Origin of the sequence: Bacteroides fluxus YIT 12057 (assembly GCF_000195635.1) — a bacterium.
GTDB lineage: Bacteria > Bacteroidota > Bacteroidia > Bacteroidales > Bacteroidaceae > Bacteroides > Bacteroides fluxus.
On sequence record NZ_GL882634.1, the window covers coordinates 1 to 18,697 of the forward strand.

Sequence of the window (18,697 nt, forward strand, 5' to 3'; positions counted from 1 at the left end):
TAATTTTACCCCCTCAGTTTTTTACGTTGACCCAAAAGTACAAGGATTACATAGAGATGAAAGCTGATATTATGATGATGAAAGGATAAGAAGAAAGGTAATCCCCGTAGTTGAGCCGCTACGGGGATTTTTACTGAAAAGGAGCAACTTATTCAGCCGACCCTTCTATTACTTCCTTCAACCGATACAATCTATCAATGGCCGGATTATAGAAAGTATCCGGATGATGCTGCTTAATGTCGCAGATGTTGGCATGACACATGCTATTTCAATGCGTACACTCTCTTATAGAACATCTTGTTTTTATCAATTGTCTCAACTAAGTCTATTGCATAAACGACCTTTTTTAGTTCCATCTCGTTTTTTACGTCTTTAATGGACTTCACAAAGTCTTCATAAGTGAAATGCACCCAGTGGCAGTAAAAAGAACCTTCTATAATAAAGGGCACGTCAGAATCAGTCTTTTCACCGGATTTATAGGCATCGTGCATTAGTTTGACAATGCTCCGTTCAAAATCCCATTGATATGAATGCGCTCTTTTATCAGTATCAATAACTCCTTGCTCACGTAAATAAGCAAAAACATCGGTTACGGAAATGTACTTCACTCCATCGCTTTCGATATACCCGATTTTCTTTATCATAATTCCTAATTTTAAATGTTACGCAAACATACTCATTCTTTATTTCTATCAGGAATCTGGCTGGTGTAAATAAGTTAATTTAAACTATAAATACATATTTATACATTATCGCATACTGCATTAAGAAGTCTCGACGGAAGCCCAAGCACGTCATAAACAGGCCTGAATTATTACTGAAATATGAATAAAAGGAAAGGCAGCTATTCGGCTGCCTTCTACTCTCCACTTATAATGTCCATATACAGATAATACAAGCACTACTACCACATCCTCTTTGATACGATAAACAAGCCGATGCTCATCATTGATTCTTCGTGACTAGGTTTCTTCTTTGTAATGTTTCAACATTTCAACCTGCCCGGTACCTGTTGAAGGATGTTGCCTCAATTCCAAAAGGAGTTTCTCAAGCTTCTTTAATAATGGCTTATTGCCGCTCTTCTTATGCTTCTGAATATCATCCGTGCTTCTTGGGTAAACTCCAGTTCATATTCAATCATAAACCAAGCAAGTTTTTAAGGTCCTCATTAGTTGATACTCTCAATACCTTACCCTCTTTAGCTTGCTGGATAGAACAGTCTATTTTTTCGTAGAACTCTTCTTCAGTCATACAAACATCGCTACTTGTCACAGGAACAAGTTTATAAGAACGATCCTTGCCTCTTTGAACAATTACCTGTTCTCCATTATCAACCGAATCGAAATACTTCTTCTGGTTGTCTCTGAATTCTCTACTACTGATTACTAACATGACTGTATGGTTATTGATTTGATGCAGAGATAGTGAGATTTTCTTTTATGTACAAATTTGGTACACAATATTATTTATATCCCAAATCGGATAGCAAAGAGTTGATTTAGTTGAATATAGAGCGAAGAATACTTCTAAGCATTACACGGATTTTGAGTATAAGGAATTAATCAAATATTATTCTGCTTTGATGGAGAAATTAAAAAAAGAGAAAGGCTTATGATTGAAATTTGGAAAGACATACCCCGATTTGAGGGATTATATCAGGTTTCTAATATAGGCAATATTAGAAGCGTTGAAAGAATTGTTCCTTTTGGTTCTCAATACAGAACTATAAAATCATCTAATTTGCGTTTTTTCAAAAAAAGCAAAGGGTATCTATCTGTAAAAATATACAAGGATAACAGACAATACACAATGTATGTTCACAGATTGGTAGCAATGGCTTTTTGTGATGGATATTTTGATAAAGCCGATGTAAATCATAAAGATGGAAATAAATCGGATAATGTATCAAGTAATCTTGAATGGTGTACACGTTTTGAGAATCAAATACATTCTGTTAAGGTTCTGCATAATAAATTAGGCAATAGAAAAATATGCAAGAAATGGAATTCTAAGCCTATTGTGCAGCTCTCCATTGGTGGAGAGAAAATAAGAGATTGGAGTTCATCTTTTGAAGTTCAAAGAGTTTTAGGATTTAAAGAGTCTGGCATAAGAAAATGCCTTTATGGTGATAAACAAAAAGGGAGAAGAAGTTATCAATCTCATGGCTATAAATGGGTATACGCAAAAGACTACTACCAATAAATCAAGTATTACAAAGCACTTAATAAGAAGTTACGAAAGGAGAAAGGGTTATGAATGATTTGGAAGCAGGAACATTTGTCATGATGGTCAAGAATGATGATGGTTCATTCTCTCCGGTTGGATTAAGTAAGGAACAGGCTTATATAATCCGGACATTTCTTTCCAAACTTAGTGAGGATTCCCCTTTTATCATTAAATCAGAAGATAGATATGTACAAACTCGTGATTACCAACAGAAAGCCTCTGATGCTGCCGTTTCTTTCTTCAATAACAGGGCGAAGAAAACAAATGCCATTATGGTGTTACCTACGGGCAGCGGAAAGTCGCTTATATGCTGGAAAATAATTCCATTGCTTCTCAATCATTATTGCCGCAAGATAGTTTCCTGCTACGATGCGCAACAAATGAATGCCGATATAGACGCTGTGAAGGCAAAGCATATCATCTACATTGATGATGTCGGCACAGAGAATCTTAGCGTGAAATTCGGAGAGAAAAGGCTTGCATTCTGTGAAATTGTAGATGAAGCGGAAAAGAGGGGAAAATTTCTGATACTGACAACCAACTTGTCACTTGATGAAATTTCCCAAAAGTACGGGGAGCGTACAATGGATAGGCTAGTTGCGATTACTACACGGGTTAAGTTCAAAGGGGACAGTCTTCGGAAATGAAGCCACCAAAAGGAGGATAAAAGCCAAGTTCGACATCCCCAGCTACACCACCATCAACGGAGAAGCCCCTTGCGAAGTCAGAGACGAGGACATAGATGCCGCCATATCCAACGGCAACATCGACAGAATGAACATGCTTCTTTCAGCCGCCCATCTGCTGAACTGTGAAGCCAATAACTTAGTAGAGGAAGCGAGCGACTTAATGGCAGAGAACGGCCTTCTGCTCGGAGACTTGAAGAAGCTACACAATGACTTTGTAAGAGTAGCGGACAAGTATTTCAAGGAGTTCGCCACCCTCGTAACCACCGATACAGCCAAGATGGATATGTTCTCTGACCTTGACGGATTCGACAAGTCGTTCAGGAAATGGGCGAAAGTGCCGTCAGATTGGAAATCTAAAGAAGTGAAACAATGAAATCATTGAAAGAAATACTTAAAAGTCTGGAAGGACTATCTGATATAGAGTTGTTCGTGATAGACTTATTCTGTGGTGCCGGGGGTCTTTCGGAAGGAGTGGAAGAAGCCCGGTTGAATGGAAAGCGGTGTGTAAAAGTTGTTTGCTGTGTAAACCATGACAAAAACGCCATCCTTTCACATGATGCCAACATTCCTGATGCACTCCACTTCATCGAAGACATCCGCACATTGGAGCTTTCCCCAATAAACATCATTGTAGAACGCATTCGTCAGCTATATCCTGATGTTATGGTTATGCTTCATGCTTCTTTGGAGTGTACCAACTTCTCGAAGGCCAAAGGTGATCAGCCGCATGATGCCGACAGCCGGACACTTGCTGAACATCTCTTCCGCTACATTGATGTGATAGACCCTGATTATATTCAGATTGAGAATGTGGAGGAGTTTATGTCATGGGGAGATATGGATAAAAACGGCAAGCCTATCTCAATGGATAAAGGACGCTTGTATCAGAAGTGGGTGCGTAACGTCAAAAAGTACGGCTACAACTTTGAACACCGGATTTTGAACGCTGCCGACTATGGGGCATACACCACGCGGAAACGCTTCTTTGGAATCTTTGCCCAAAAGGGCTTGCCGATAGTATTCCCTGAGCCTACTCACTGTAAAGGCGGCAGACAGGATATGTTTACCAAGCTGGAGAAGTGGAAGCCTGTTAAAGAAGTGTTAGACTTTTCTGATGAAAGTACGTCTATTTTTCGGGAAAAGCCGCTTGCAGAAAAGACACTTGAACGTATCTATGCCGGACTGATTAAGTTCGTAGCAGGAGGAAAAGATGCTTTTTTGATTAAGTACAATTCGATGAATAAAGCCGGGAAGTATCAAGCATCTGGAATTGACGAACCCTGTCCGGTAGTATCAACGCAAAACCGTTTAGGCGTGGCTCAAGTTTGTTTCCTCTCAAAACAGTTCAGTGGGCACCTTGAAAGTAAGAATGTATCTGTGGAAGAACCTGCCGGGGTAATTACGTATGGGCTGAAACCGTTGGGCTGTTCACTGGACTGCGTGACAAGAACGGGAAAGAGATTTACGAGGGGGATATTGTAAAAACCAAAGAATATGGTATTGAAATTCCCAATGGAAAAGTAAGTTTTAACTTAGTCGGTTATGACAATTTTATTGCAAATTATATTGATGGTGGATTTCGTTTATCAAATAATCACCGTTGCTTTTTATTGTGTAGAAGTAACCATCTTGAAGTCAATGGAAACACTTACTACTGGAGGAAAACTGGAACAGGCATTGGAAAAGTTGGTGGATTTTGGCATGGATAATACAGATATTTCACACCATACTTTCCACTCTTGACAACCGTATGATTTATGTACCTAATGGAAGTCTCAGTGGCAATGCCGTCACCAATTACAGCAAGCAGGATAAGCGCCGTGTCGAATGGGTGTTCGGTGTTGAATACGGTGAGGACGTGAAGAGGGTCAGAGCCGTTTTGCAGCGCATAATCAATGCGGACAGCCGCATATTGGATACTCCCGCTTCCCTCATCGTCTTAGGCTCACTAAGTGCAAGCAGCGTTGATATTATGGTGCGCGTCTGGGTAAAAAGCGCTGACTACTGGAGTGTTTTGTATGATATCAATGAAATCGTCTATACTACATTCAATGAAGAAGGAATAGGATTCCCCTTCCCGCAACTCACCCTGCATCAGGCAAAAGATTGATTCTATTATCTATCTACGGCTTTGTACGGATTCTAAAGAAAATTCCGGAACAGGAATCTTATTAGTATAATTAATATAAAAGAGGGGACAGGCATTAGATTACGCCTGTCCACTCTTTGGATTTCAGATTCCGATCAATCGTCGTCGTCGTCATCGTCATAATGTCGATAGTGTCTCTTGTGGTGTTTCTTCGGCTTTTTGTATTTATGTTTCTTATGGTGAAATTTGTCATGGCGTTCACAGTATGAATTATAATATTCATACCAGCAGTCACTATGGTGATGGACTCTGTCATAGAAAGGGGTATAATACACACTTCCCGGATTTATGCCGATTTCCACAAGGATACGGTTCCACCCGTAGCGCTGATACCGGTTGTAATAATCACAGACGTCACGCATTTTTTTTCCGGAAGTCCTAGCTATTTCAAGTGCAATCCCTACATTCCCCCAGTCCTTCCCACAGCGTCTGTAGTAATCGTCCAAGGAACGGTTTGAAATATTATATTCCAGGCATAGGCGCTTCCTGTAATCAGAAAGTTCCACGGCTGCGTAACGGTTGGCCCTGCCAATAAAGATGGAAATGCCGTCCTGAGCAGACAAAGTGCATGCCAGCAGGAGAAAAAGCAGTAGTAAATTAATCTTTTTCATGATGTCTATAAGTTAAATGGATTCTTGCCTCTTATTCCAATTTTTCTTTTGCTTGTTCAATTTCATCTCCGGCTTCATCCAGGACTTTCTTCACATCATCCGCTCTCTCCTCAATCTGTTCTTGTGCTTCTTCAAGGGCGTCTTCAACGGACTCCTTTACATTTTCTACACGATCCTTAACCTTGTCTTTTGCTTTTTTCTCTCTGCATGATGTAAAGCCAAGTGCAATTGTGCATGCCAATATGGCAAATAAAAACTTTTTCATATCCTTACATTTAGTGATGTTGTTTGATTAGTTAAAATTCAAATGTAGAAATAAATATTGTTTTTAGCAAATGGTGGAAACATTTTTAAAGATAATGCAAGGGCAAGATATCTTGTTTACTGATACACTATATAATGGAGGTCTTCCAAATAATCGGATAAATTAGAGGCGACTTGCCCTTGAGGTGTAGTCTGTAATATGTACAAAAAAGGCTATCTTCCCAGACAGCCAATCTTTGTTTAACCTTAAATCTAATACTATGAAAAACACATTGTAAAGATAGTGATTTGTGGGAGTTATGCAAGTTATGAGTCTTTGTTCAGCCATCTTATAACATGGTTTAGCAAGTAAACGCATATGTTAACTGTTAACATTGTGGATGTGTAAAATTAACTAATAAACAATGAGTAGAAATGAAAACGTCTGGACTGATGCGAAATGCGCAGCCCTTCAAGTTGAGTTCCTTACCAGTCGTGAGGAACTCTTTTTGTATGCAAAAGCTATTTATTCTGCTATGATGTGGGGTAGGGAGGTGAACGAGTAAAATCGGATTATTCAGGAAGACAAAAGCCTTATCCATGAAATCTATAAAATATTTGTTGAGTTGTTGAATGAGAGAGGATGCCCCCTTGTATTGATAGTGTAACACAACGGAAGAAGTTCATTTTCATTATCCTGTACCTGTTTTCTCCAAGCTCGCTTGCTGGTGGGAAAATGACAGCAGGGTTACGTGAAGAAATGTCAAGAGTATTAGGGATTCAGTTCAAGAGTACAATTTCCGACAACTGCGCTGATGTCGTGTTTCTGTATCAGAACTATGGGGATTTTAGTGGGGATATAGAGTATCTTTACACCGAAATCGTAAATCGTATTGCTTGTTGGTAGAACAGGTGGAATAGAAAACTTTATTTCCCAATTATATACTTTAATGCACCAATCACACAAAAATAAAAGCCGCACCCAAATTCAAACGTAGGTTCCGGACGACCAATACCCTTACATATGGACCAAATACCACTACGGACAATCTGAAAACAAAGGTTGCACTGTACCGTAGAAGCAAAATCAGGATCAGCAGATGTATTCATTAATTCCGAAAAACAGTTCATAAACTCCTTTTATTTGTTTTTAGGCATTATCGGTTGCTAATTTATTAATACTTTATATATAGATTTGCAGGTGTCTTTTGATCAAGATATGAAAAATCAAACTAGAAAAATTATAAAAATATCCGGCATTATATCAGGGGGGCTGATTATAGCTGTCTTTATAATAATCACGATTGCCCTGAATTTTGTGTTCACTCCCGAGAAGTTAACTCCGGTAGTATTGGAAATAGCCAATCGAAATTTAAATGCAAAATTGGATATGAAAGGTGTAGAGCTTACCTTTTTCTCCACCTTTCCCCGGTTTGGATTGCAACTGAGAAACGGGACATTGGTTTCAAGGGCCATCCGTGATACCATGTGGCAGAGAACTGACACGCTATTGTCTTTCAAAAAAGCGACATTGGTAATTGATGCAATGGATTATTTGCAACAACAGAAGGTAAATATCCATCATCTTGTTCTGGACAGTGCCAACATTTATGCATACAAGGACAAGACCGGAACTGCAAATTGGGACATCCTGCTCTCTGACACGACAAATACAGCTTCATCATCAACAGATACGGTCAAACATGTGAATGAACTTAATATCGGGCAGGTTGCCATAAAGCATGCCACGGTAACTATGGATGACCGGGACACACATGTTTTTGCCAATCTATGGGACATGAACCTGAGTCTGAAAGCAAACATGAAAAAAGGGCATTCCATACTGAATTTGGATTTCAAAAACAAGAATGTTCTTTTCTGGCAAAATGGGCAACTGATAGCTAACCATATCGGCATCCATCTGAAGACCGACATTGAACTGGATACCGTTCATCGCATTCTCTTTCTGCGTGATGCCCTGATTGATATAAACGGTACAGAATTGGGGATAAAAGGAACACTGCGGCATGATGCAATGGCACAAGTTCTTGATTTGGACCTGCAATACGGGTTGCATGCCCCTTCGTTGGAAACAGTATTGCACATGATTCCGGAAAGTATTTTGAAAAAGGCAGAGGTGTCTGCCAAGGGAGAGGTTACTTTCAAAGGAAAGCTAAAAGGAGCCTATGGAAAACAAAAGTTACCGTTGGCTACATTGGACATCAAAATAAAGAATGCCTCTGCCCGGTATGCCGGACTATCTTATGGCATAGACAAATTAGACGCTGATTTTTATGGGCAAATAGATCTGATGCGCAACAACCCTTCCTATCTGAATTTAAAGATTTTCCATTTTAAGGGGGCAAATACCAACATATCGGCTGATATGGAAGTAGAGAATCTGTTGACAGATCCCGATATCACTTTCCATACTCAATCGACCATAGACTTGAATGCACTGGAGCAGGCTTTCCCGTTGCAGGAAAGTATCAGTATGGAAGGGAAGGTGGAAACCGATTTGGGAGTGCATTGCCGCTTGTCTTCCATAAAGAAACAGGATTGGGGACGTATCAAGGCCGAAGGACAACTCAAGACAGACAAACTCGTATTACGTGATACTCAGAGACATTTTGAGTTCATAAGCAATGCATCATTGAATTTTACCGGCAATGAATGGTTGGGGGCACACGCCAAAATCGAGGACATGATTCTCCGTTCTCCCCGGTTGAACTCTGACATGAAAAGTCTTGTAGCTACCGTCAAGACTACTCCTGTTAAAGACACGACTAGAATGGCCCGGGTAGAATGTAAGATGGAAATGCATAAGCTAAAAGTGGCTTTGGGAGATTCTCTCGGTCTATTTTGCGGGAAATCTTCCGCTACTTTGAAAGTGCAGCCGGGAGAACATGATCCGGGCAAGCCTCGAATAGGACTTGTCATGGAGGCAGACACTTTATTTTGCCGTATGGGAGAAGTCAAAGCAGGGATGAACAAAGCCGGCATAGGAGTCACCGTAGAACAAAACCGTGATTCATTGTGGATGCCCAAAGGCATCGTGGGCTTTAATCATATGGCTATCCGTATTCCGGAATGTGCACTTCCCATACATATGCAAAAAACCTCCGTAACAGTGGGAAACCGTATCATCACATTGCGTAATGCTACCATGCGTATAGGCAGATCTGACGTTACGGCAAATGGAGCAATTCATGATTTGTATGGAGCTGTGAAACACCACAAAGTATTACGCGCCAAGTTGAATGTCGCGTCGGAACATTTGGACTGTAACCAGCTTATACATTCAATATCCTTTCCCTCGGATACACTTACGGCCGAAGCGGATACAACCGCTACAAATCTTAAGTTGTTTGTCATACCACCGAAATTAGACTTTGAACTACAAACCAATTTCCGGCAAGTTCTTTATGAAAAAGTGATATTCAATGATGTCCACGGAGCCGTAGATATCCGCAACCAGTCCATACACCTGAAAGAACTCAGCATGAAAGGCATGGGCTCGAACATGAACACTACGCTTGTTTATCAGGCAAAACGCCCGGAACAGGGATTTGCCGGTTTTGATTTCCGGCTGCATAACATTAACATCGGAAAGTTGGTTGACCTTGCACCCTCTTTGGATACTATCGTACCCATGCTGCGTTCATTCGAAGGGACTGTGGACTTTAATGTGGCGGCTGCTGCGGTATTGGACTCCAGTCTCAATATCAAGATACCGACCTTGCGCTCGGCCATTCATGTAAAAGGGGACAGCCTTGTACTGATGGATGGTGAGACTTTCGCCGAAATATCAAAAAAGTTCTTTTTCAAGAACAAAAAGAGAAACTTGATCGACAGTATTTCAGTAAATATCAGTATCAAAGATGGTAACGTGACCATCTATCCTTTTGAAATTTCAATGGACCGTTACAGGGCAGCGGTAGGAGGTACACAAGGATTGGACATGAATTTTGACTACCATATTTCCATACTGAAATCGCCGGTACCGTTCAAATTGGGGTTGAACATATCGGGGACTTTGGACGACATGAATTTCAAGTTGGGCAAAGCCAGATACAAGGACGCTGTTACACCGGCGGAAATACATAAGGTGGACAGTGCGATAGTAAACATGGGACGACAGATTGAAAAGGATTTCAAGAAAATAATGAAAAGATAATATGGTCAATAAGTAAAGTAGAATATGGATACCTCATGACCTTCAAAATCATCATGGCAGTAAATGCATTATTATATAAACATTTTTTTAATTACAACCATTATGAAAAAAAGTATCTTAACAGTTCTTTTTGCGCTTATTTGTACCTTAGGATTTGCGCAGGTGTCTTTCAATGTAAAAGCTGGCCTCAATCTCAGCAGTTACATCGGCGAAAACTCTGACCACTCCAAATTTAAACCGGGAGCACGTATCGGGGTGGGAATGGAATACCAATTCACCGACCTTGTTTCCTTGCAGCCTTCACTGTTCTTCTCACAGAAAGGTGCGAAATATTCAAGTGGGTACAGCGGCAACATCGTAGATGCGGATGCAGATGTGAAAATCAACCAGCTTTATCTGGAATTGCCCATTAATGTGCAGTTTCGTTTTAATATTGCAGACAATACCAATCTTGTCATTGCGACCGGTCCGTATCTTGCCTGCGGCGTAGGCGGTAATGCCAAATTTGACGGCAAGGCATCCGTTGGAGGTGTCAATGTCAACGGGGATGAGAAAATCAGTACATTCGGTGATGACGGATTGGATTACAACAGGTTTGATGCCGGTTGGAACATCGGTCTCGGGGTAGAGTTTGGCCGAATCCTTGTAGGGCTTGACACGCAGCTTGGTTTCTGCAAAATCATGGACGGGGATGCTCCGCATAATGCGAACATTGGCATTACTTTGGGATATAAATTTTAAATTGTTCTTTTGTAGTACCCCTTAATTGAGTAGCTAGTAAGACTAAGTGCTTTTCTTCCTACTTTTATTTTATCTGTTACAAAATAGACTATGTAGTATGAAAAAATTATTCATTTTATTGGGAACACTTTTTTTGTTGTCAGCCGGTGCTTATGCGCAGAAAGGAAAACAGGCTATAGGTTTCGGGCTTGGTTATGGTACAGAGATTGAAAGTATCGGATTAGGAATCAAGTATCAGTATAACATAACCAATCCTATACGCATTGAACCTTCTCTTAATTATTTTTTTGAAAATGACAATGTAAGCATGTTGGATGTGAACGTGAATTTCCATTATCTGTGCCCGGTAGCCAGCAATGTCAAGCTTTATCCGCTGTTTGGATTGACTTTATCCAACTGGATGTTCGACATGTATGATATTGATTGGGACGGAGACCATGTTCATGTGGATGGCGATGGGAATCATAACGAATGCCGGTTCGGTGTAAACCTGGGAGTTGGAGCTGAATTCGCATTGAGCCGCAGCTGGGCCATGAATCTTGAGTTCAGATACCAGTTGGTCAGTGATTTTGACCAGGGCGTCATCAATATTGGGGCTGCATACAGATTCTAAAAAATATCTCGGAACAGAAATCTCATTACTATGCAAGAGGTGATAAGCGTAATTTAACGCTTGTCACCTTTTTATATTTCAATGCTTGGATTTCAGTTTTACATGAATAAATCGTATATTTGTATTTTAATCTTTATTATATTATGAACGACAAACTGCAACTTCTAATTGATTGTACTTCTCTTATTCCTGTTATAGGCACTCTGGCTTTGATAACTGTTGCCAATGACCAGCTTGTCACCATGGTTACTGCCTATGTACTTTGCGGAGAGCTTCTATGCGTATTGATCAGTAGAATATTGAGGCTATATTATATTGATGTTGTTCTTGTTTGGCTGGGTGGAATTATGCTTTGGCTATGGTATTGGTTCTGGTTGGAGTCAAGCCATGTAGTGATGGAGATAGTGAAAGAGGCTGTTGAATGAGTGACCGCTTTGTAAAATAATTGAGTTCTCATCATAGCATAGGTGAAAAAACGGGAAAAGAGTATTACCTTTTTTAACATCACTGTTTTCCGCTTCTGCTATTTTCCTCTTGTAGAATTGACTTTTGGAAAACGTCCGCTATTCCCTTTCCTCAATCTGAAATAGGGAATGGTACTTTGATAAATAATGATTTATAGGCATTTGCCATTCTGAAATACAAAGATATAGGCCCGAAATTTTAAAGGATAGGGGATATGGCGTATCGGTTTACCTAAAATAACACTTGTTATTACTATTCTAAAAAGCTCAAAAAAGGTAAAAAGACTTTGCTCCTTAGCCTTAGGCTGCTAACTTTGGAATATCAATTTTAAAAATATTAAAGCACATGAAAAAATTAATCTTATCTCTTGCACTGTTTTGTACAGCTACTAATTTCTTTGCGCAGAATGCCGATCCTGCACAATTAGTGAACGAAGGAAAAGCAGCGCTTGAAGCGAAAAATTACCAAGAAGCATTTACTAAATTCAGTACTTACCTGACACAGACCAACAATCAAGACTCGGTGATTGCATATAACTGTGGCGTATGTGCAGACAAAATCAAGAAGCCGACGGAAGCATTGAAGTATTTTGATATTGCCGTGCAAAAGAAGTATAACCTGGCCAATGCATATATCGGTAAGGCTGGTGCCTTGAAGGATCTGAAGAAAAATGATGAGTATGTTGCCACCTTGAAGGAAGGTTTGGAGGCAAATCCGGGTAATAAGACATTGACTAAGATGTATGCTACTTATTATGTGAACCAAGGTATTTTGGCACAAAGAGCAAAGAAAAACAGCGAAGCGGAAGAAGCTTTCAAGCAAGCTATTGCTATCCAGCCTGAGAATGTCAATGCACTCAACAGTTTGGGTTCGTTGTATTACAGCCAAGGCGCCAATACCTTGAAGACTGATGCTGATAAGGCAAAAGTTGAATTCAAGGAAGCTAAAGGATACTTGGAGAAGTTGATTCCGTTGCTTTCTGCTAACAAACCGGCTCAGAAGAAGATGATGGACAATGCAAAAACAATGTTGAACTTCATCGAGTCTCAATTGAAATAAGCATCCCAAAAACGAACTGAAAAGAGAGGCAGGTATCCGGAGTGATACCTGCCTCTCTTTTCAGTTATATATACTGTATTATTTGTTCTTTTTCAGAACCATGGCAGTGCGTGCCGGTATATAAAGTTTCAACCATTCTTTCTTCTCTTTTTTGTATAATGGATCATGGAGCGTGAAATGTTTGATGGTATCGTCCGTCAATCCATTGCCACCGAAAGCCGGGTCATCAGTGTTCAGTATCACCTCATAGCTTCCGGCGGGAACCAGGAAACCATAGTCTGTGAAAGACTGTTTGGGGTTGAAGTTAAACACGAAAATCAAGTCCTTTCGCATGTATGCCAATATCTGGTCTCCATCGTTGTGCCATATTTCCTGAACCGGAGTGGCCTGGAAATTTTTAATGCTTTTCACTACTTCCAACATGGCAGCGTCGAAGTCTCCCATATAATGGTAGGACAGGTTCTTGTTATCTACCAGATCCCATTGACGGCGGGCATATTTGCATGACCATCCGTTACCCTCACGCGGGAAGTCTATCCATTCGGGGTGCCCGAATTCATTACCCATAAAATTGAGGTATCCGCCATTGATGGTAGTTGCGGTCAGCAGACGTATCATCTTATGGAGAGCGATGCCGCGGTTCACGGTATAGTTTTCATCCCCTTTCTGCATGTGCCAGTACATATCGGCGTCAATCAAGCGGAAAATGATGGTTTTGTCACCGACCAATGCCTGGTCATGGCTTTCAGTATATGAGATTGTCTTTTCATCTTTCCGGCGGTTTGTCACTTCCCAGAACATACTGGACGGTTTCCAGTCTTCATCGATTTTTTCTTTGATTGTCTTGATCCAGTAGTCCGGAATATTCATTGCCATACGGTAGTCAAAGCCGTAGCCTCCATCTTCATATTTGGCGGCCAGCCCCGGCATGCCCGATACTTCTTCGGCGATTGTGATGGCTTTGGGATTTACTTCATGGATTAGGCGGTTGGCAAGAGTCAAGTAACAAATAGCATTGTCATCTTGATGTCCATTGAAATAATCGCCATAATTGCAGAATGCCTCACCCAATCCGTGACTGTAATATAACATGGAAGTCACTCCGTCGAAACGGAAACCGTCAAAATGATATTCTTCCAGCCAGAACTTGCAGTTTGACAACAGGAAATGCATGACTTCGTTTTTCCCATAATCAAAGCAAAGTGAATCCCATGCCGGATGTTCACGGCGGACGCCGGGATAGAAATACTGATCAGGATCTCCGGCAAAGTTTCCTAAGCCTTCCACTTCGTTCTTCACGGCATGTGAGTGGACAATATCCATGATGACCGCTATTCCCATGCTATGGGCGGTGTCAATCAGTTCCTTCAGTTCATCCGGAGTCCCGAAGCGTGAGGAAGCGGCAAAGAAACTGGATACATGATATCCGAAACTGCCATAGTAAGGATGTTCCTGGATAGCCATGATCTGTATGCAGTTGTATCCGTCTTTGGCAATACGGGGAAGGATTTTTTCCTGGAATTCCCTGTAACTGCCCACTTTCTCTTCCTGCTGTGCCATACCGATGTGGCATTCATATATCAACAGAGGGTCAGTAGCCGGTTTGAACGTCCGTTTTTTCATTTTATACGGTTTTTCCGGTGCCCATACCTGTGCGCTGAATATTTTGGTCTGCTCATCCTGTACGACACGGGTGGCCCATGCGGGGATACGTTCGCCACATCCGCCTTCCCAGTGTATCATCAATTTATACAAGTCTCCATGTTTTATGGCATCGGCCGGAAGTTTGATTTCCCAATTACCGTTTGCCTTACGTTTCAGACTGTATTTCTTTTCTTCCTTCCAGCCATTGAAAGTTCCTACCAAGAAGATTTGGGTCGCATTGGGTGCCCATTCACGAAAAATCCACCCGTTGTCGGTACGGTGTAAACCAAAGTACAGATATCCGGATGCAAAGTCCGACAATGTTTGCTTTCCCTTGTTGGTCAATACCGCTTCTTTATTTACGGCATATTCATGGCGTCCGTTGATGGCCTCTGCGTATGGCTCCAGCCAAGGGTCGTTCTTAATCAAATTCAATGTTTCCATAAAAGGATGAGTTTGGGGTATTTGATACATTTATGCTTTCACTTTCACGATTACTTTCTTGACTCCGGACGGAGTGATGCCTGGAGCGTGTCCGTCTTGGGGAAAGAAGATGGCAAACATCCCGGGCTTCACTTCTATGTAGCTTTCTGCCAGTCCCTCAAAGAAAGTGATGTCTTTTTCCGCATTATACGGTGCGTCGGCAGGGATGCAATCCTTTGCGGCGGTGTAACCCATTACTTCTGTACCCGACAAAGGAATCTGGATGTCGATAAAATCCCTGTGAGTTTCCAATTTGGCGTCTTCTTTGGCTTTGGGCTTAGTCTGGGCTACGTTTACAAGCAGGTCTTTGCCCTTCAGTTCGGTCTTCCCGATTTCCAGGGAATTGAGATCTTGTGATTTTAAAAATTCAATGGCTTGTGTGAACAAGGGGTTCAGCGAAGCATATTTTTCTATGTTTTCAAGTTTGTCTATAATCATAATTCAAATGTTTTAAGTTAGTTATAATAGGTAATTATTCAAAGTCGTCGATAGTGTAATTTACAAAATCCGAGAAGCGTTTCATCTGCTTGAAGATGTCGTCTGTACGGTCCAGAAAATCCGGGGCAAGGAAGAAACTGTCCGGCCGATAGCAAGCGACGGTATATTCCTTGCATTGCAAATATTTCAGATAGGGATAGTCTTTTGAAAAACCTTTGGGAGCGGATTTCAAGAAGTTCTCTCCGATTACGGGAAAATATTGCTTGAAAGCGGGGTCTTCCACTATGCTGCGGAATTCATCCATATTATCATACACAGCCTGTCGCAATGCTTTCAATAATGGGGAAGGAGGGCAGTAGCTTCCTCCTGCAAGCAGGCAGTTTCCCGGCTGCAGATGGATATAATAGCCACAATGATCGGATTTCTTTCCCCGGGCATTGATATAGCCTCCGAAGTGATTCTTGTATGGGGTCTTGTCTTCCGTAAACCGCGTATCCCGGTAAATGCGGTAGGTACAGTCCTTGGCCTCTATGCCGCGGATACTTTCATCAAACAAGGAGATGCGGGAGATGATGACTGTCAGCAGGTCTTCAAACTCATTACGGGCCGTTTCGTATTTATCCCGATGGGCATTGAACCATTCACGATTGTTGTTTGCAGACAGTTCTTCTAAAAATTGAAATATAACAGGGATATTCATATCATTTTCTTTCCTTATTATCTGCCAAATTTACGGATTATTTTCCAACATATAGCAAAGAAGGATAAAAAAAAGCATCGGCTCTGGTAAACCGATGCTTCTTACACATTTATCAATCAAACAGACGCTTCTGTTTTTTGATGTACTTACTTGTCACAAGCGGGTACGTCTCTTTTAATTAATCTTATATCTAATACTATGAAAAACACAATTATAAAACACGACAAGTGCATATTTTGTTCAATGATATACGGTCAACTTTTGCATTTGTTATATCTTTGCAGGAAAATAGATTAGATTATGTCAGAATACAAGTATGATGAAGAAAGCGTTAAGACGCTGATAGTGTGGGCGAAGAGCACTTCTTTCCCTCAACAGGTAAAATTAAGTGAGGCTGAGGACATTTATGATGTGGAACGGTATGTGCAGGCAAATTTGAGCGATATAGACGCGCATTATCCGGATGCATTCTATAACCCGGCCATTACTCGCCTGTATCGGTTGAAGGAATGTATCGAAGGGAATGAGCGCTAATGCCATGGAAAAGCATTAAGAGAAAAAGAGTGCGGAGTGCGGAGAAAAAGCTTTTCAGGTAAGGTATAAACTTTCTTTGTCCTATATAAGAACTCTGTTCACAGCCTGCGAACGGATATTCACAACGCCCGAATATATATTCGCAACGCTTGAACATATATTCGCAACCTGCGAACAGAGCTTTTTCAGTAGATGACTGTCTATAGTTTTATCTTCAATATCTTTCCGCTGTATCCTCCCACTGAAACATCTGTGGCTTTATAAGGCAGCAGGCTGATGGTTTCTTCCTTTCCGCTGAGCAAGTCCGTAGCTTTGTATCGGTCCATTTGCGGAAGTTGCAGAAAGTCGAAAGCGTGCGAGGGGATATTGATGGCAAGATCAACGGAGATGTGGTCGAAATTCACAACAAACAGCAATAACTCTCTTTTGAATTTACGCAGGAATGCGTATTGTTTATGTTCGTTGAAGCGCCATCCGTTGGTGTTGGCATACATCAAATCAAAGAAATCACCTTGTGCAATGGCCATTTCTTCATTGCAGAGGGTCAATATGCGCTGGTAAATGCGGTACAGGTACTGCTGGTCTTCCGTCAGCATCTTCCCGTCAAATTTCCCGCCATTGCGCCAGCGACGGATTGTATCCACGCTCCAATAATCGAAAATAGTGGTACGCCCGTCTCTGCCGCTGAATCCTTCACTATCCATGCCCAACTCGCCAAACTCCTGGCCAAAGTAAATCATCATTGGATTTACATTCATGCAGGCCGATACGATAAGCGCCGGAATCGCTTTGAGAGGATTGCTGGCAAAGAAGTCAGATGCGATACGCTGCTCGTCATGGTTTTCCAGGAAGTTCAGCATACGTTTTTCTATACCTCCCAGACTCTGCCAGGCACGGGTGATGGCGGTTGCCGATTCGTTGCCGCATACTATGTTCCGTAGAGTGTCGTACAATCCTACTTTATCATATAAATAATCAAATTTGCCGCGGAACAGATAATTGTTGTATTCTCCGGGATTATACACCTCGGCTATAAACAAGAGTGAAGGATATTGTGCCTTTACCCGGGGGATAGCCCATTCCCAAAACTCAACCGGCACCATCTCGGCCATGTCACACCGGAAACCGTCAATATCCTTTCCTGCCCAAAAGAGGAGAATATCCAGCATTTTGCCCCAAGTGTCGGGAGTCGGAGCGAAATGGCAGGTACCGCCGTTCTGGTAATCTACCCCATAATTCAATTTTACGGTTTCATACCAGTCATTGATATTGGGATACGCATCAAAACGGTTATTTCCGGTTGCCTTGGCGGGAAATTCCTTATAAGCTTCGGCAGCGGAGCCTTTCATGTCGAATTGGCCATGCAGTTCCGACTGGGGAATATAGTAGAAGTTGTTGTACGGACTGAAGGCATAGTTTGTATCATCGTTTGCTCCCAATTGGGATGTACCGTCGGGTAGGGTATCCGAATGGTATTGGCGCGCCACGTGGTTGGGCACGAAGTCGATGATGACTTTCAGGCCGCTGCGGTGAGTACGCTGCACCAGGTTCTCGAACTCTTTCATACGTTCCGGAACATCCTTCGCCAGATCGGGATCCACATCATAATAATCTTTAACGGCATACGGGGAGCCGGCCTTTCCTTTGACAATGGCCGGATGATCGGGCTGGATATTGTAACGGCGGTAATCGGTTTGGGTAGCATGCTCTATGATGCCTGTGTACCAAATATGCGTTGCACCGAGCTTTTTTATCTCACCCAATGCCTTGGCTGTAAAATCAGCCATTTTGCCACATCCGTTTTCAGTGATGCTGCCGTTGTTGATACAATGGTTATTGTTGTTTCCGAATAAACGGGTAAACACTTGGTAAATGATCAGTTTGTTTTCGTCACTCATTTCTTTTGTATTTAGAGTATGATGGTT

The 18,697-nt window shown here is 41.5% G+C and carries 17 protein-coding genes and 5 pseudogenes; 13 read left to right on the forward strand and 9 right to left on the reverse strand.

Features of this window, described 5'->3' with window-relative positions; translation table 11 throughout:
• Positions 1-148: 148 nt before the first annotated feature.
• The 3 genes and pseudogenes from HMPREF9446_RS19440 to HMPREF9446_RS09290 all read right to left on the reverse strand — a co-directional run.
• A pseudogene (locus tag HMPREF9446_RS19440) lies at positions 149-253 on the reverse strand (DUF6965 family protein); the annotation flags it as partial.
• A 10-nt stretch (positions 254-263) separates the two neighbouring features.
• Positions 264-644 (reverse strand): hypothetical protein, encoded by a 381-nt coding sequence (locus HMPREF9446_RS09285; protein ID WP_009125355.1) that lies wholly within the window; start codon positions 642-644, stop codon positions 264-266.
• A gap of 493 nt (positions 645-1,137) precedes the next feature.
• Positions 1,138-1,392: a prevent-host-death protein gene (locus HMPREF9446_RS09290; RefSeq protein ID WP_009125356.1), complete on the reverse strand. Its 255-nt coding sequence runs from the start codon at positions 1,390-1,392 to the stop codon at positions 1,138-1,140.
• A gap of 219 nt (positions 1,393-1,611) precedes the next feature.
• Between HMPREF9446_RS09290 and HMPREF9446_RS17885 the strand changes: the two genes are divergently transcribed.
• The 6 genes and pseudogenes from HMPREF9446_RS17885 to HMPREF9446_RS09320 form a co-directional block, all read left to right on the forward strand.
• The gene (locus HMPREF9446_RS17885) at positions 1,612-2,202 is read left to right on the forward strand and encodes an NUMOD4 motif-containing HNH endonuclease (protein WP_009125357.1); all 591 of its coding nucleotides are present in this window, start codon (positions 1,612-1,614) and stop codon (positions 2,200-2,202) included.
• Between the two features lie 191 nt (positions 2,203-2,393).
• Positions 2,394-2,567 (forward strand): annotated as a pseudogene (locus tag HMPREF9446_RS19445) (DEAD/DEAH box helicase family protein); the annotation flags it as partial.
• A gap of 256 nt (positions 2,568-2,823) precedes the next feature.
• A complete protein-coding gene (locus tag HMPREF9446_RS09305; protein ID WP_245532264.1) occupies positions 2,824-3,288 on the forward strand; it encodes a hypothetical protein in 465 nt (154 codons plus the stop codon).
• A pseudogene (locus HMPREF9446_RS09310) lies at positions 3,285-4,319 on the forward strand (DNA cytosine methyltransferase); the annotation flags it as partial. The gene HMPREF9446_RS09305 and the pseudogene HMPREF9446_RS09310, both read left to right, overlap by 4 nt.
• 56 nt (positions 4,320-4,375) lie before the next feature.
• On the forward strand, positions 4,376-4,624 hold the full coding sequence (locus tag HMPREF9446_RS18300; RefSeq protein ID WP_245532266.1) for a hypothetical protein: 249 nt from the start codon (positions 4,376-4,378) through the stop codon (positions 4,622-4,624).
• Positions 4,624-5,025 (forward strand): annotated as a pseudogene (locus HMPREF9446_RS09320) (mechanosensitive ion channel family protein); the annotation flags it as partial. The gene HMPREF9446_RS18300 and the pseudogene HMPREF9446_RS09320, both read left to right, overlap by 1 nt.
• 134 nt (positions 5,026-5,159) lie before the next feature.
• Here HMPREF9446_RS09320 and HMPREF9446_RS09325 read toward each other — a convergent pair.
• Positions 5,160-5,675, reverse strand: a complete 516-nt coding sequence (locus HMPREF9446_RS09325) for a hypothetical protein (RefSeq protein ID WP_009125363.1) — start codon at positions 5,673-5,675, stop codon at positions 5,160-5,162.
• Positions 5,676-5,706: 31 nt separating this feature from the next.
• Positions 5,707-5,940: a YtxH domain-containing protein gene (locus HMPREF9446_RS09330; protein ID WP_009125364.1), complete on the reverse strand. Its 234-nt coding sequence runs from the start codon at positions 5,938-5,940 to the stop codon at positions 5,707-5,709.
• Between the two features lie 553 nt (positions 5,941-6,493).
• Here HMPREF9446_RS09330 and HMPREF9446_RS19380 point away from each other — a divergent pair.
• The 6 genes and pseudogenes from HMPREF9446_RS19380 to HMPREF9446_RS09360 all read left to right on the forward strand — a co-directional run.
• Positions 6,494-6,825, forward strand: a pseudogene (locus HMPREF9446_RS19380) (hypothetical protein); the annotation flags it as partial.
• A 312-nt stretch (positions 6,826-7,137) separates the two neighbouring features.
• Positions 7,138-10,095 carry an AsmA family protein gene (locus HMPREF9446_RS09340; RefSeq protein WP_009125368.1) on the forward strand — a complete coding sequence of 986 codons (2,958 nt, stop codon included), beginning with the start codon at positions 7,138-7,140 and terminating at the stop codon, positions 10,093-10,095.
• A 102-nt stretch (positions 10,096-10,197) separates the two neighbouring features.
• Positions 10,198-10,836 carry a porin family protein gene (locus tag HMPREF9446_RS09345; RefSeq protein ID WP_039968957.1) on the forward strand — a complete coding sequence of 213 codons (639 nt, stop codon included), beginning with the start codon at positions 10,198-10,200 and terminating at the stop codon, positions 10,834-10,836.
• A 97-nt stretch (positions 10,837-10,933) separates the two neighbouring features.
• Positions 10,934-11,449, forward strand: coding sequence for a porin family protein (locus HMPREF9446_RS09350; protein ID WP_009125370.1), 516 nt, complete (start codon positions 10,934-10,936; stop codon positions 11,447-11,449).
• A 143-nt stretch (positions 11,450-11,592) separates the two neighbouring features.
• Entirely contained in the window at positions 11,593-11,874 is a 282-nt protein-coding gene (locus HMPREF9446_RS09355) for a hypothetical protein (protein ID WP_009125371.1), read from the forward strand.
• A 385-nt stretch (positions 11,875-12,259) separates the two neighbouring features.
• Positions 12,260-12,973 carry a tetratricopeptide repeat protein gene (locus tag HMPREF9446_RS09360; protein WP_009125373.1) on the forward strand — a complete coding sequence of 238 codons (714 nt, stop codon included), beginning with the start codon at positions 12,260-12,262 and terminating at the stop codon, positions 12,971-12,973.
• A 78-nt stretch (positions 12,974-13,051) separates the two neighbouring features.
• Here the strand turns inward: HMPREF9446_RS09360 and HMPREF9446_RS09365 are convergent, their stop codons facing one another.
• Genes HMPREF9446_RS09365 through HMPREF9446_RS09375 form a run of 3 tightly spaced genes read right to left on the reverse strand, consistent with a single transcriptional unit; the run spans position 13,052 to position 16,238 of the window.
• Complete coding sequence (locus HMPREF9446_RS09365; protein ID WP_039968940.1) at positions 13,052-15,061, reverse strand: alpha amylase C-terminal domain-containing protein; 2,010 nt, start codon at positions 15,059-15,061, stop codon at positions 13,052-13,054.
• 30 nt (positions 15,062-15,091) lie between these two features.
• Complete coding sequence (locus HMPREF9446_RS09370) at positions 15,092-15,538, reverse strand: YhcH/YjgK/YiaL family protein (RefSeq protein WP_009125375.1); 447 nt, start codon at positions 15,536-15,538, stop codon at positions 15,092-15,094.
• 34 nt (positions 15,539-15,572) lie between these two features.
• A complete protein-coding gene (locus HMPREF9446_RS09375) occupies positions 15,573-16,238 on the reverse strand; it encodes a DUF2461 domain-containing protein (RefSeq protein ID WP_009125376.1) in 666 nt (221 codons plus the stop codon).
• A 300-nt stretch (positions 16,239-16,538) separates the two neighbouring features.
• Between HMPREF9446_RS09375 and HMPREF9446_RS09380 the strand changes: the two genes are divergently transcribed.
• Positions 16,539-16,772, forward strand: a complete 234-nt coding sequence (locus tag HMPREF9446_RS09380; protein ID WP_009125377.1) for a DUF6965 family protein — start codon at positions 16,539-16,541, stop codon at positions 16,770-16,772.
• 200 nt (positions 16,773-16,972) lie between these two features.
• Here the strand turns inward: HMPREF9446_RS09380 and HMPREF9446_RS09385 are convergent, their stop codons facing one another.
• A complete protein-coding gene (locus HMPREF9446_RS09385; RefSeq protein WP_009125378.1) occupies positions 16,973-18,670 on the reverse strand; it encodes an alpha-amylase family protein in 1,698 nt (565 codons plus the stop codon).
• Between the last annotated feature and the right edge of the window lie 27 nt (positions 18,671-18,697).